Genomic DNA, 13,573 nt, shown 5'->3' with positions numbered 1-13,573 from the left:
CTTCACATGATTCGAACAACGAGAAGTCGCACAATTGTTATTTTAACATTTGCACTGACACTCATTGCTGCAATTGTGGCAATAGGGCTAGGCAGTGTGCATATTGCCGTTCCAGATATTTTAAAGACGATTTTTAATGGACGTGAAGAAGGAGTCTTTACGACTATTATTTGGGATATTCGTCTGCCACGAGTTTTATTGGCGCTAATTATTGGCGCTAATATTGCCATTTCAGGTGCTTTACTACAAGCAGTGATGGGCAATCCGCTTGCAGATCCTGGATTGACAGGTGTAACGAGTGGTGCAGCAGCATTTGTGTTGCTCATTATGTTGGCGAACCCTGAATACACGCATCTAATACCCATTGCTGCATTTGTCGGGGGATTACTTGCTGCAACAATTGTCTATGCACTTGCTTGGCGGCGGACTGGCATAACACCGATAACGATTATTTTATCGGGGGTTGCCGTCAATGCCTTATGCGGAGGGGTAATTGGTTTCCTTTCTATTTTATATAGTGATCGTTTACCATCAGCAGTGCAATGGCTGAATGGTAGTTTAGCTGCCAAAGGTCACGCATCATTGCAAATGATTTATGTGTACGCTATCATTGGCTGGATATTATCGATATTCGCAATCCGTAAGGCAAATATTATTCGTTTAGGCGATCAAGTCGCTGTAAATTTAGGTGAGAATGTCACACGTATTCGAATTCTGTTATCCATTTTAGCAGTTTTTTTAGCAGCCATTTCAGTGGCAGCAATTGGCATGATTGGTTTTGTCGGTTTAATTGTCCCGCATATGGCACGATTACTTGTCGGTTCGGACTATAAATATATGTTGCCGATGAGTATGGCAATGGGGGCTATTGTTTTACTGCTTGCTGATACGGGTGGTCGGACGCTATTTGCGCCACTGGATATTCCGGCGGGTATTTTAATGGCGGTTATCGGTGGTCCCTACTTTCTATACTTAATGCGAAAGAGGGCGTTTTAATGTTAAAAATTGAGCAGCTTGCAGTTTGCTATGAGCACAAAGAAGTTATCCATGATTTTTCATTTAATGTCAAAAAGGGAGAGGTGTTATCCATCATCGGGCCAAATGGCTCCGGAAAGTCTACGATTTTAAAAGCAGTGTCGCGAATGTTACCCTATAGTGCAGGGACGATTACGTTTGACGGAGAAAATATGCGCCAATTGTCATCAAAGGAAATTGCCAAGAAAATGTGTGTATTAAGTCAGCGTAACCAAGCCCCTGCGGATATAACAGTACGTAATTTAGTATGTTATGGACGTTATCCACATAAAAAATGGTTTGAACGCTTAGATGATGAAGACTATGCGATTGTAGATTGGGCACTGGAGAAAACACAGCTCACCCATTACAAAGATCAATCCATTGCCGCATTATCAGGCGGGGAATCACAACGTGCGTGGATTGCAATGGCACTGGCACAAAGACCACAAATATTATTACTAGATGAGCCGACAACCTATTTAGATATTGCCCATCAGCATGAGGTGCTCGAGCTAGTACGTGAGTTGAACCGAGATATGGGGATGACTGTCGTTATGGTACTTCATGATTTGAATCAGGCTTCGAGCTATAGTGACCGAATCGTTGTTGTAAAAGATGGCTATCGTGCCCAAATGGGTACACCTGACGATGTCATGACAGAACAAATGATTCAGACCATTTATAAAATGGAGGCAGAAATTCAACATGTTGAATGGGATTCAGCCCCACGTATTCAATTAAAAAATACAATTAAATGTTAGGGGAGGCTATATCATGAAAAAAACAATAGATATTGAAAAAATTAAACAAGACTATGAAGTGTTTATTCAAGGGAAAAAAAGTTGTGTATTAAGTCTGATAAACGCTGAAGGAAAGCCATTTAGTAGCACGACACCTTTTGTTCGTGTAAATCGTAAGTTTTATATTTATATTAGTCGAATTGCAGAGCATTTCCAGCTGCTAGAGCAAGCACAATTTGTTGATGTATTATGTGTAGCAGATGAAGCAATAACATCTAATAGCTTTGCTGCCGAGCGCGCACGCTGGCAATGTACGCCTAAGCATTTAGGCAGTGATGGGCATGAGGAAGTGTTTGCTATATTTGATAAGGTACATAGCGCACCCACGATGAAGCTGCTACGTACTCTTGATTTTTCTTTGTTTGAACTTACACCAATAGAAGGCCGTTATGTTATAGGTTTTGGTAAAGCATTTGATATCGATATAGTTAATGATACCTTAATACATGTAGTTGTTGATAAGTAAGCATTTGTCAGTTTCATCTTTTTGGTTAACTGATGACAACAGGTTTCGGGAATGCCACCATTCTCGAAACCTTTCTGTAGTTCTTCATGCAAAACAAACGTTAATTTATAGAAACCGTATTTTATCGCAAATAAATAAAAATAGTAAAGTAGTCGTTTTTATCAAAAAATCTCCTTTGCTACAAATAAAGTGAGACATTTACGAAAAACAAAAATGCTAATCATAGTGCTGATAATGGTTGGAACAAGGAGCACTAATAAATTTCCTGCCACTAATGATAAATAATAATGGATAGGATAGTTAATCAGAAAAATAAGAAAAATGGCCGTAAACATCCTTAAATTTTTCATGCTCTTTGTATCTTGCACGTGTTGTATGTAAAATTGTATACAGATAAGTAAAATCGCACAACTAATATTTGCGAAATACAAAGCGAAATGCTCTGAAAAACTACTGTATTCATCCGTACGCATAAAATAAAAAGGTGCAGAAACGATGAAAAGACATAAAGTTTGACAATAGCAAAATAGAAAATCAGTTGTTAACTGTGTTTTCCTTGCTAATGGTAGGCTATTGACGAATAGCTCCCAGTTTGCCCTCTTGTCTTGCTCATAAAAACTACTGACAATATTAACTGAAAAAATAACGATGAAAAACAACATTGAAAAACTATCAAAATACCGTATACTGATGAAGTTAAAAACAATACAAACAATCAATACGCTAACTATCGAGAATTTTTGCATCGAAATTCTATGCCAAAGTAAAGCTTTCATTCTTGTATAACCTCCTAAAAATCCTTACGTTTATAAATACCAGTTGATATTAGAGAAGACAGCCATAAGATAAAAAGCCCAACGAAAGGTGCAAAGTAGCTGAAATCTTGTAATTTTGATAATGTCACTAAAAAATTAGAAACATATTCATCTAATACACCTATTAAAAAACTCGGTATGAAGCATAGAGCAATAAGCACGATTCTTCCTTTGATAGAGCCGAATTTAATATATATAGGTAGCAACATTGCCAACATACAGAAGGCGGCAGTCACGATTAGGCAGAAAGTCAGAAAAAAATTAGTAGTTGCTATGTGATTTGTGAAGCGATTTATAAGTAAGACAAAAGGTAACGCAAACCCAAGACCAATGATTATTAACATGATACTTAGTATATATTTACTGAGCACTATATCGCCCTTTGAAATTGGAAGAGTATTTGCATATTTATCCCAGTTGCATAGTTCATCATACGTGAGAGCAGTTATTGCTTGAATGGTGACGATAAATACAATAAAGAAAAGAAGTATTGTGCTCTGTTGCATGAGAACCGACATTATCACAATGATGATGAGAAAAATAGCCTGTGATTTGAATTGCCGCTGAATGGTCATAAAGTCTTTCATGATAAGAGCAGTCATCATACAACATTACCTTTCACGTAAAATAGCATTATTTCCTCAATAGTTGGCTTTTCTAGAGGAAATACCTCATTTACATCGTTTCTACGGACAAGCACCTCAACACCAAAAATGCCATAGCGCTTCCCAATAATAGCGTGCTCAGGCAATTCGCTTACTTCCTCTTTACTCCCTTTGAAAATGCCATATTCATAAAGCATTACATCCTTACTTTCACTAAATAAAATTTCCCCATTATGAATACATGTAATATAATCCGCAATCTTTTCTAAATCACTCGTAATATGTGAAGAAAATAAAATACTATGTCTTTCATCCTGCATAAACGCTAAAAATAAGTCGAGAATTTCGTCACGAATAATAGGATCAAGCCCACTTGTTGGTTCATCCAAAATCAACAACTTTGGATGATGGGAAAGTGCTAGTGCAATTGACAGCTTCATCCTCATTCCTCGGGATAGCTCTTTTACTCTTTTTTGCACGGGTATTTTAAATTGTGCCAGCCGCTCAAAATAATAGTGTGAATCCCACGATATAAATACCTTCTTCATAAATTTGTCGAGTTGCGTCGCATTTAGCGTCTCAGGTACATGCAAATCGTCAAAAACGACACCGATGTCGTTTTTTATCGCAATTTCATGTTCGGCAGCATCCTTGCCAAATAGCAAAATTTCGCCATATTCTTTTTTCAGTAAATTTAATATGCATTTAATTGTTGTTGACTTGCCTGCACCATTTTCTCCAACAAAGCCCATGACTGTTCCTTGGGGTACTGAAAAACTCACATCCTTTAGTGAAAAGCCAACAAAACTTTTATGTAAATCATGAATTTCAATGGCATTCATTTAATTGTCCTCCTCTAAGATTAGCGATAATAGCTCTTGTAATTCCTCTTTTGTAAGTCCGGCTGTCTTTGCTGTCTTTACTGCCTTGTGTAAATGTTCTTCGATTTGACGAAGTAACTCCTCGCGAAGAAAATCCTGATTACGCTCCGTAACAAAACTACCTTTTCCGGCGACCGTTTCAATAAAACCATCTCGCTCTAAATCAGCATAAGCCCGCTTCGTAGTCATGACGCTAATTTTTAACTCCTTGGCAAGCATACGAATAGAAGGTAATGCATCACCGGCCTGCAATTTATTGGCCAAAATTGCTTCTTTTAATTGCATCGTAATTTGCTCGTAAATGGGTTTGTCGCTCGCATTACTTAAATGAATATGCACTTTTTTCACCTCACAGATTGAAATGGCCTAGGTGTAATAATGGTTTGCCATTGTGCTTTGGTAATAGAATTACAACTGTATATACACACTATATACAGTTAGGTCGAAAAATGCAACCCAGAAGTACTCTTAATGATGGGCACGAATTGCAAAAACTCGGCATATATTGGGATAACGGCTCAAGGAGGGAGATGAGGCATGCTACTATCAGAAATGGTGGATAAAGAGTTAATTCAGGTTGAAGGTGGGGTACATTTTGGCATACTAGCACATACAGAATGCCTATTAGATGTACAAACTGGAAAGATTCATGGCTTTGAGATTATTAAAGATAAGATGCCATTCCAAAAAAAGAAAGTAAAAGTTAGTGAAATGATTCCATGGCATGAAATTATACTAATAGGCGAAGATCGTATTTTATTTAACAAAACAACGACAGTACAGTCAGAATTTTTACAGTGAGGTGAGCTTTTGGAAAATGAAAAATGGCTCGTGATTGGGGAAGACTCAAGATTAAAGGAATTAGCAACAATGTTGAGGAGTCCATCGCGTACAGTATTTTATAAAAGAACAACCGTCTGGAATGAAGAGTTAAATAAATTGGTTTTAGAGTTCCAACCCAATAAGATTGTGCTACCCATTCTGCCATTAAAGATTGAAGTTGAACAATTATATGGCACATCTCAAGTTAAGTTTTATACGGGGCGCCTGACGATGCATTGGAAGCAATTGCTTGAAAAAAATGAAACGAATTGCTATTTGCAGCAAGAGTCTTTTATTTGGCAAAATGCTCGTTTAACAGCGGAGGGATTTATCGCCACGTTTTACGGTCTAGAGCAAAAATGTATTTACGGACAAAACTTTACTATCGCAGGTTTTGGTCGCATAGCCAAAATGCTCGCGTCTTTACTCGTTAAGATGGGGGCTAATGTGCACATAGTTGCAAGGTCGGTAGTGCAAGTCAGTGAAGCCAAGGCATATGGTTATAAAGCGACAAATTTAGATAATCGTAAATGGTCGATCCATGATGGCATTTTCATTAATACAATTCCAGCCAAGTGGATTACAGAGTCATTCCAAGATTATGTACCGGCAGTGTTATATGATTTAGCTTCTGAACCAGGATGCTTAGATATAGATGCTGACCAGTTACAAACGTATGTACTATTGCCATCATTACCTGGGAAATACTTTGCACATGATGCGGCAGAAATATTGTGCAAGGCAATAGAGGAGGAAGAAAATTGCTAACGGGGAAACGAATTGGTTTAGGTATTACGGCTTCACATTGTACGTATGAAGATGTTGTGCCTAAAATTCAAAACTTTATCGATGTAGGGGCAACGGTGATTCCTATTATTACCCACTCCGTTTTACATGCAGCTACACGCTTTGGCACTGGGGAGGAATGGATTGCAAAAATCGAGGATTTGACAGGAGAAAAAGTTATTTCTTCTATTAAAGAAGCGGAACCGTTTGGACCGTCAAATCCATTGGATGCAATGGTTATAGCTCCGATGACAGGTAATAGTATTAGTAAATTTGCAAATGCAGCCACAGACAGCCCAGTGTTGATGGCAGCAAAAGCAACTTTGCGCAATGGTTCACCTGTTGTACTAGGCATCTCGACTAATGATGCCCTTGGTTTAAATGGCATGAATATTATGAAACTACTCAATGCTAAAAATATATACTTTATTCCATTTGGTCAGGATTCTCCACATGGCAAACCGAACTCATTAATTGCTGATTTTGATCAAATGGTTGACACCGTACATGCAGCAATTACGCAGAAAATGCAATTACAACCATTGTTGATACAATATTTCAAATAAATCAATAATTACACACAAAATTCAGTATTTTTGTGATACAATAGCACACATTATGGAACTTGTATTCAAGGAGAGATGACAGATGACAAAGCAGTTAACAGTTGCGGTAGTAGGTGCAACAGGAGCAGTAGGTTCGAAAATGATGGAGCAGTTAATAAAACGAAATTTTCCTATTGGGGACATTAAGTTTTTAGCTTCTGCACGTTCAGCAGGAAAATCAATCGAATTCAATGGAAAGACATATACAATTGAAGAAGCGACACCTGAAGCTTTCGAAGGCGTCAATGTCGCTTTATTCTCAGCGGGTGGTTCGGTATCAGCGGCGCTTGCGCCAGAAGCGGCAAAACGTGGTGCAGTTGTCATTGATAATACGAGCCATTTCCGTATGGATCCAGAGGTACCGCTTGTTGTACCGGAAGTAAATCGCGGCGATCTTGCTAAGCATAAAGGAATTATCGCAAATCCAAACTGCTCTACAATTCAAATGGTAGCAGCACTTGAACCAATCCGTGCAGCATTTGGTTTAACGAAAGTATTAGTATCGACATACCAAGCAGTTTCAGGTGCAGGTATTTCAGCGCTTCAAGAATTAAAAACACAAAGCGCAAACTGGGATGCAGGTAAGGAAGTAGAAGCAAATATTTTACCTTCTGGTAGCGACAAACGTCATTTCCCAATTGCTCGTAATGTCATTCCACAAATCGATAAATTTACTGACAATGGCTTTACATACGAAGAAATGAAAATGATTAATGAAACGAAAAAAATCATGCATGCACCAGAACTAAAAGTAGCTGCAACTTGCGTACGTGTGCCAGTCGTTTCTGGACACTCTGAATCTGTTTATATTGAAGTAGAAAAAGAGACAACAGTTCAAGCAATTTTCGAAGTATTACGTAATGCACCTGGAATTGAATTACAAGATGATATTGCAACACAAACTTACCCAATGCCAATTTATGCAGAAGGGGAAGATGCTACTTTTGTAGGACGTATCCGTCAAGACTTAGACAATAAAAAAGGATTCCATCTATGGATCGTATCAGACAATCTATTAAAAGGCGCCGCATTAAACTCTATCCAAATTGCAGAAGCAATGCTTGAGGATAACTTACTATAAGAGGGGTGTAAGGATGAATATAGGTCGAATTGGAACGGCGATGATTACGCCGTTTAAGGAAGATGGCACGATTAATTATCCAGAACTAGAACGAATTATTAATCATTTAATAGAAAACGGTACTGATTGTATTGTTGCTTGTGGCACAACCTCTGAAAATCCAACGATGACCACTGAAGAAAAAATTGAAGTTGTACGATTTACAGTAGAGAAAGTGGCAGGTCGTGTACCAGTTATTGCAGGTACAGGGGATAACGAAACAGCCTACTCTATTGCAATGACGCATAAAGCTGAAGAAAACGGTGCAGACGGTATTATGTTAGTAGCACCGTACTACAATAAACCAAACCAACGTGGTATTTTTGCGCACTTTGAAACCATTGCTAAAGAAACGAAGCTCCCAGTGATGCTTTATAATGTACCAGGTCGCACCGGCATTAACGTTGCATATGAAACATCTGTTGCTTTAAGTAAAATTCCGAATATCGCATGGATTAAAGAAGCGAGCGGAAATTTAGATCAAATGGGCGATATTATTGAGAATGTTGACGCTGCAGATGATTTCTTTGTGTATAGTGGGGATGATGGTTTAACACTGCCTTTACTTGCAATTGGTGGGGCTGGTATTATTTCAGTTGCCTCACACGTTGTTGGTAATGATATGCAACAAATGATTAAAGCGTTTGAAGAAGGAAATCATCAGCTAGCTGCCAAAATTCACCGAGCATTATTACCACTAGTGCGTGCTTTGTTTGCACAGCCGAATCCATCACCTGTAAAATATGCAATGACAAAATTAGGCTTTGATACATTAAATGTTCGTCTACCTATGGTGGAGATGACAGCAGATGAAAAAGCAAGCTTTGACCTAGTTTGGGAAACCTATCAAGATAAAGCTAAGAATTTTAGATAAAGAGTGTGGCGTGGCTGAATGAACAGCCACGCTTTTTTTGAGCCGAAAGCTGTATATTTGAATTTAGGAGTTGTGATGGGTGTTTCCCCACGCGTATAGCACTTGATTATCCGAGCGGTCCATGGGACTACATGAGCGATTCTTCTCTGTACCGAGGGGTCCTTCCCTTTATCTGAGCGGTACATTGGGCTATCTAAGCGATGTACGTCACTACCTGAGCGAAGGTATGTAGACTACATGCACATGGTGCTGAGACAATTCGAACAGCCAGCTTCGCTTACTAAAAGAGAAGCTAACCATACACATCCTAATTTTGCAATCATCTTTGCCCCTTGGTTCCTATTATTAATAGGAAAGTCATAGCTAAAATTAAATATAGTAGAAATAAAATACATGTTTCCAACACGAAACATGTATTTTTAATTTGTGCAAAAGCTTTGCAAACCGTATAATGAAAATTAAGTGGTTGCTGTTCGGGATATCTTTTAGGAGGAAATAAATTGACAAAAAAGAAAAATGAATTAATTCGCATCATTCCACTTGGTGGCGTGGGCGAAATTGGAAAAGCAATGTACGTAGTAGAAATCGACGAAGAGCTATTTGTAGTTGATAGTGGTTTAATGTTCCCAGAAGACGAGATGCTGGGCATTGATATCGTCATTCCTGATATTACGTATTTAGAAGAAAACAAAGAGCGTGTGAAAGGGATTTTCTTAACGCACGGACATGAAGATGCAATTGGTTCAATTGCGTATATCTTACAAAAAGTAAAAGCACCTGTGTACGGGTCTAAACTGACAATTGCACTCGCGAAAGAGCATTTGAAGGAATTACCTGCACCACATCAGGTGAAATTCTTTGAAGTAACAAATCGTAGCCGTATGAATTTCAACTCAACGTATGTGACATTTTTCCATACAACACATAGTATTCCAGATTCGTTAGGGGTAGTGTTCCATACTTCTGAAGGAGCAATCGTTCATACAGGAGAGTTTAAATTCGATCAATCTGCGACTGGCAAATTCAAGCCGGATTTGGCGAAGATGGCACAGTTAGGGGAAGAAGGCGTATTTATTCTGCTTTCGGAATCTTGTGAAGCAGAACGCCCAGGTTATACGACATCAGAAATTGTGATTGAAGAACAATTATCAAAAACATTCCATTCAGCACCAGGACGTATTTTAGTCGCTGTTTATGCATCAAACTTTATCCGTATTCAACAAGTATTCGCACAAGCTCAAAAATCGTCCCGTAAAGTGGCGATTGTTGGTAAACCTTTAGAAAAAGCTGTGGATTTAGGTGTACAGTTAGGCTATTTGACACTCGAAGAAGACACAATTATTCCAATCTCTGATATGCAAAAATATCAAGATGATGAAATTATTATTATCGCAACTGGCAATAGAGGCGAACCGCTTGATGCACTAGAAAAGATTGTTCGTAAGCATCACAGAGACATTAAGATTAAAAAAGATGACACAGTGCTGATTACGTTCACACCATCTCCTGGCATGGAAGTGCAAATGGCGAATGCCATGAACTCGATTGCAAAAGCAGGGGCTGAAATTCTAACGTCTAGTAAAAATGTCCATGTTTCAGGTCATGGTAGCCAAGAGGATTTAAAATTAATGCTCAACTTAATGCAACCGAAATATTTTATCCCTGTACAAGGTGAATATCGTATGCTTATTGCACACTCTAAGCTTGCACAACAATTAGGTATGCAAAAATCACAAATTTTCATCGCCGATAAAGGGGATATTGTAGAATACAAAAACGGTAAAATGCGAATGAGCGGCCGTGTACAAGCAGGGAATGTCCTCATTGATGGTATTGGGGTTGGCGATGTGGGCAATATAGTCCTGCGTGACCGTAAATTACTATCTCAGGATGGTATATTCATTGTTGTTGTGACATTAAATCGTGCGCAAAAGAAAATTGCGTCGGGTCCAGAAATTTTATCGCGTGGTTTTGTCTATGTTCGTGAATCTGAAGCATTAATGGTGGAAGCATCGGAAATAGCGAAAAATGTAATCGAAAAATATGTTGGTAAAGAAACATTTGAATGGACAAACATTAAACAAGAAATTCGTGACACATTAAATACTTATTTATTCCAAAAAACAAAGCGCCGCCCAATGATTATCCCAATCATTATGGAGTATTAAAACAAAGTAAAATTTATAAACGGAAGAGGATTTTTCATTCTTCCATCTGATATATATGTACTTGTGCTTAACGCCGAAGTAACCAACAATATGTTGGCATGATCAATCCCGTATTATGGGTTTAACATTTATCGTGAATGCTTTTGGTAGGTAGCAAATGAAAAAGGATTTTCTAGCCGGCATAACGGTGGAAAATCCTTTTTTTTGAAATAATTGAGTTCTACATGATATCATTCGCTACATATATAGAATGGATTGCAAAGAAGGTGAAAAAATGGCTACTAGTAAAAGAAGAAAAGCAACTAAGGGGAAACCATCGGCAGAAAATAAAGAAATGCACCCGCTTATGTATGAAATTTTAGGGCTCATCCTAATTGCGCTTGCGGTCATTATGATTTTTGAATATGGCATGATTGGGCGTATACTTCAAACAATTGCAATGTTTTTAATAGGGAATTTACATTTTGCTGTACCGTTTATGCTGATATTTATTGCATTAATACTAATGATAGGACGCAAAAAAATAAGCATGAAGGATCGACTGATTTTCGGAATGTTCCTGATTATTATGAGCTTAACAATTTTTAGTCATGGTATTCTTTTTGAGCAATTATCCAAATCGAGTGGCTTATTATCAGACTCTGTATTGCGTGAGTCTTGGCGTATATTAATTAATACGGATGGTGTGGTGCATCGTAGTAATTCGCTTGGTGGTGGTATGGTAGGTGCCTTGCTTTTTAGTGGGCTACATGTGCTATTTGAGTCAACTGGTGCGAATGTCGTCGCATGGGTTATTTTCTTTATTGGATTGATTTTAGTGACTGGAAAAGCACTTGTGCCGTATTTAGCGGAAAAAATGCCTGCTCTTTTTGGGAAATGGCAAAAAAAACAGCAGGAAAAGAAGAAAAATGCACCGAAGAAAAAACAAACGAATCGTCGCACAAGATCAGAAAGTATGGATGAAATTGCTGCTGTAGATTATAGTCAACCAGTACAAGAAGAAGATGAAATTGCACATGAGCCAATTATCTCAGCCTTTACACAAAATGTTTCGCATGAACGACAGGAGACGTTTGTTCCCGCTCAGAACGCGGAAATAGAAGAAGGGGAGTTGGTAGATGATGTTCATATTGAAGACACAGCTGCTATTGAAAATGCAGATTACCAGCTTCCTTCGTTTAACCTGTTAAAAATGCCTCCACAACATGACCAAAGTGGCGAATATTCAGTGATACAGGCGAATGCAAAAAAACTTGAGCAAACATTACAAAGCTTTGGCGTAAAAGCAAAGGTGACACAGGTCCATCTAGGGCCGGCTGTGACAAAATATGAAATTTTACCAGATATTGGCGTTAAGGTCAGCAAAATTGTGAACTTACAAGATGACCTTGCCTTAGCACTTGCAGCTAAAGATATTCGTATGGAAGCACCGATTCCTGGGAAATCTGCCATTGGCATTGAAGTGCCTAATAGTGAGGTAGCGATTGTTACATTGAGAGAAGTACTGGAATCTAAAGATGGTGCCAAGCCGGATGCATTACTTCAAGTAGCGTTAGGTCGTGATATTACGGGACAGGCTGTGTTAGCTGAGCTAAATAAAATGCCACATTTACTAGTCGCTGGCTCAACTGGTAGTGGGAAAAGTGTGTGTATAAATGGCATTGTCGTATCCATACTAATGCGAACAAAACCACATGAAGTAAAACTGATGATGATTGATCCAAAAATGGTCGAGTTAAATGTCTATAATGGCATTCCGCATTTATTAGCGCCTGTTGTGACAGATGCACGTAAAGCATCTCAGGCACTAAAAAAAGTGGTATCCGAGATGGAACGACGCTATGATTTATTTTCACATACAGGCACCCGTAATATTGAAGGATATAATGGTCATGTACAAAAAGTAAATGAACAAACTGCTGAAAAACACCCTAAACTACCATATATTGTGGTAATTGTGGATGAGTTAGCAGATTTAATGATGGTGGCGTCCAATGATGTAGAGGATTCTATTACAAGGTTAGCTCAAATGGCTCGTGCAGCGGGTATTCATTTAATACTGGCAACACAAAGACCAAGTGTCGATGTATTGACTGGTGTTATAAAGGCGAATATTCCTTCTCGTATTGCTTTTGCCGTGTCTTCAGCGATTGATTCGAGAACCATTTTAGATATGGGTGGTGCAGAGAGATTGCTTGGTCGAGGGGACATGCTATTTTTACCAGCTGGTGCTTCTAAACCTAAGCGTGTGCAAGGTGCATTTTTATCAGATCAAGAGGTAGAAGAAGTCGTAGAATTTGTTATAGAACAGCAAAAAGCACAGTATCAAGAAGAGATGATTCCAACAGAAGAGGAAACTGTTTTAGAAGAAACGGATGAATTATTTGATGAGGCTGTGCAATTAGTAGTCGGTATGCAAACGGCTTCGGTCTCAATGCTACAACGTCGTTTCCGCATTGGCTATTCCCGTGCCGCTCGTATCGTCGATCAGATGGAACAACGCGGTATTGTCGGGCCTTCAGAGGGAAGTAAACCTCGTCAAGTGCTCATTCATCAGTACGATAATTAACGATGTAGGCGAGACCAAATTTTAGGTGATATCTATATTTTTGTC

14 protein-coding genes are annotated in these 13,573 nt (G+C 38.5%); 10 read left to right on the top strand and 4 right to left on the bottom strand.

The window, feature by feature from the left end:
* Nucleotides 1-6: 6 nt before the first annotated feature.
* From C9J35_RS00820 to C9J35_RS00810, 3 genes are read left to right on the top strand one after another with little or no spacing between them, the layout of a single operon-like run.
* Entirely contained in the window at nt 7-996 is a 990-nt protein-coding gene (locus C9J35_RS00820) for a FecCD family ABC transporter permease (RefSeq protein WP_107923043.1), read from the top strand.
* The gene (locus tag C9J35_RS00815) at nt 996-1,778 is read left to right on the top strand and encodes an ABC transporter ATP-binding protein (protein WP_107923042.1); all 783 of its coding nucleotides are present in this window, start codon (nt 996-998) and stop codon (nt 1,776-1,778) included. The genes C9J35_RS00820 and C9J35_RS00815 overlap by 1 nt, the downstream gene beginning before the upstream one ends.
* Nucleotides 1,779-1,791: 13 nt before the next feature.
* On the top strand, nt 1,792-2,283 hold the full coding sequence (locus C9J35_RS00810; protein WP_107923041.1) for a pyridoxamine 5'-phosphate oxidase family protein: 492 nt from the start codon (nt 1,792-1,794) through the stop codon (nt 2,281-2,283).
* A 161-nt stretch (nt 2,284-2,444) separates the two neighbouring features.
* Here C9J35_RS00810 and C9J35_RS00805 read toward each other — a convergent pair whose 3' ends face one another.
* The 4 genes from C9J35_RS00805 to C9J35_RS00790 are packed head-to-tail and all read right to left on the bottom strand — an operon-like array spanning nt 2,445 to nt 4,923.
* Nucleotides 2,445-3,059 carry an ABC-2 transporter permease gene (locus C9J35_RS00805; RefSeq protein WP_107923040.1) on the bottom strand — a complete coding sequence of 205 codons (615 nt, stop codon included), beginning with the start codon at nt 3,057-3,059 and terminating at the stop codon, nt 2,445-2,447.
* Nucleotides 3,060-3,073: 14 nt separating this feature from the next.
* On the bottom strand, nt 3,074-3,703 hold the full coding sequence (locus C9J35_RS00800) for an ABC-2 transporter permease (RefSeq protein WP_235616164.1): 630 nt from the start codon (nt 3,701-3,703) through the stop codon (nt 3,074-3,076).
* The gene (locus C9J35_RS00795) at nt 3,700-4,545 is read right to left on the bottom strand and encodes an ABC transporter ATP-binding protein (RefSeq protein ID WP_107923039.1); all 846 of its coding nucleotides are present in this window, start codon (nt 4,543-4,545) and stop codon (nt 3,700-3,702) included. The genes C9J35_RS00800 and C9J35_RS00795 overlap by 4 nt, the downstream gene beginning before the upstream one ends.
* On the bottom strand, nt 4,546-4,923 hold the full coding sequence (locus C9J35_RS00790) for a GntR family transcriptional regulator (RefSeq protein WP_054767149.1): 378 nt from the start codon (nt 4,921-4,923) through the stop codon (nt 4,546-4,548). It abuts the gene before it with no gap.
* A gap of 198 nt (nt 4,924-5,121) precedes the next feature.
* On the opposite strand from C9J35_RS00790, the gene C9J35_RS00785 reads away from it, so the two are divergent.
* From C9J35_RS00785 to C9J35_RS00755, 7 genes are all read left to right on the top strand, one after another.
* Entirely contained in the window at nt 5,122-5,385 is a 264-nt protein-coding gene (locus C9J35_RS00785; RefSeq protein ID WP_010858502.1) for a YlmC/YmxH family sporulation protein, read from the top strand.
* 9 nt (nt 5,386-5,394) lie between these two features.
* The gene (locus C9J35_RS00780) at nt 5,395-6,174 is read left to right on the top strand and encodes a dipicolinate synthase (RefSeq protein WP_107923038.1); all 780 of its coding nucleotides are present in this window, start codon (nt 5,395-5,397) and stop codon (nt 6,172-6,174) included.
* On the top strand, nt 6,168-6,758 hold the full coding sequence (locus C9J35_RS00775; protein ID WP_107923037.1) for a dipicolinate synthase subunit B: 591 nt from the start codon (nt 6,168-6,170) through the stop codon (nt 6,756-6,758). The genes C9J35_RS00780 and C9J35_RS00775 overlap by 7 nt, the downstream gene beginning before the upstream one ends.
* Nucleotides 6,759-6,840: 82 nt before the next feature.
* Nucleotides 6,841-7,878, top strand: coding sequence for an aspartate-semialdehyde dehydrogenase (locus C9J35_RS00770; protein ID WP_107923036.1), 1,038 nt, complete (start codon nt 6,841-6,843; stop codon nt 7,876-7,878).
* 13 nt (nt 7,879-7,891) lie between these two features.
* Complete coding sequence (dapA, locus tag C9J35_RS00765) at nt 7,892-8,791, top strand: 4-hydroxy-tetrahydrodipicolinate synthase (RefSeq protein ID WP_107923035.1); 900 nt, start codon at nt 7,892-7,894, stop codon at nt 8,789-8,791.
* A 500-nt stretch (nt 8,792-9,291) separates the two neighbouring features.
* A complete protein-coding gene (locus C9J35_RS00760; RefSeq protein ID WP_107923034.1) occupies nt 9,292-10,959 on the top strand; it encodes a ribonuclease J in 1,668 nt (555 codons plus the stop codon).
* 274 nt (nt 10,960-11,233) lie between these two features.
* Nucleotides 11,234-13,528 carry an FtsK/SpoIIIE family DNA translocase gene (locus C9J35_RS00755; protein WP_107923033.1) on the top strand — a complete coding sequence of 765 codons (2,295 nt, stop codon included), beginning with the start codon at nt 11,234-11,236 and terminating at the stop codon, nt 13,526-13,528.
* Nucleotides 13,529-13,573: the final 45 nt, after the last annotated feature.

Source organism: Lysinibacillus parviboronicapiens, assembly GCF_003049575.1.
Taxonomy (GTDB): Bacteria; Bacillota; Bacilli; order Bacillales_A; family Planococcaceae; genus Lysinibacillus; species Lysinibacillus parviboronicapiens.
This window is presented reverse-complemented; position numbering and strand designations above follow the sequence as displayed.

What these genes read in the sequence shown, in the direction of transcription:
- C9J35_RS00810 (WP_107923041.1), top strand. Translation starts at nt 1,792, where the DNA reads ATGAAAAAAACAATAGATATTGAAAAAATTAAACAAGACTATGAAGTG.
- dapA (WP_107923035.1), top strand. Translation starts at nt 7,892, where the DNA reads ATGAATATAGGTCGAATTGGAACGGCGATGATTACGCCGTTTAAGGAA.
- C9J35_RS00800 (WP_235616164.1), bottom strand. Translation starts at nt 3,703, where the DNA reads ATGATGACTGCTCTTATCATGAAAGACTTTATGACCATTCAGCGGCAA.
- C9J35_RS00820 (WP_107923043.1), top strand. Translation starts at nt 7, where the DNA reads ATGATTCGAACAACGAGAAGTCGCACAATTGTTATTTTAACATTTGCA.
- C9J35_RS00785 (WP_010858502.1), top strand. Translation starts at nt 5,122, where the DNA reads ATGCTACTATCAGAAATGGTGGATAAAGAGTTAATTCAGGTTGAAGGT.
- C9J35_RS00795 (WP_107923039.1), bottom strand. Translation starts at nt 4,545, where the DNA reads ATGAATGCCATTGAAATTCATGATTTACATAAAAGTTTTGTTGGCTTT.
- C9J35_RS00805 (WP_107923040.1), bottom strand. Translation starts at nt 3,059, where the DNA reads ATGAAAGCTTTACTTTGGCATAGAATTTCGATGCAAAAATTCTCGATA.
- C9J35_RS00755 (WP_107923033.1), top strand. Translation starts at nt 11,234, where the DNA reads ATGGCTACTAGTAAAAGAAGAAAAGCAACTAAGGGGAAACCATCGGCA.
- C9J35_RS00770 (WP_107923036.1), top strand. Translation starts at nt 6,841, where the DNA reads ATGACAAAGCAGTTAACAGTTGCGGTAGTAGGTGCAACAGGAGCAGTA.
- C9J35_RS00815 (WP_107923042.1), top strand. Translation starts at nt 996, where the DNA reads ATGTTAAAAATTGAGCAGCTTGCAGTTTGCTATGAGCACAAAGAAGTT.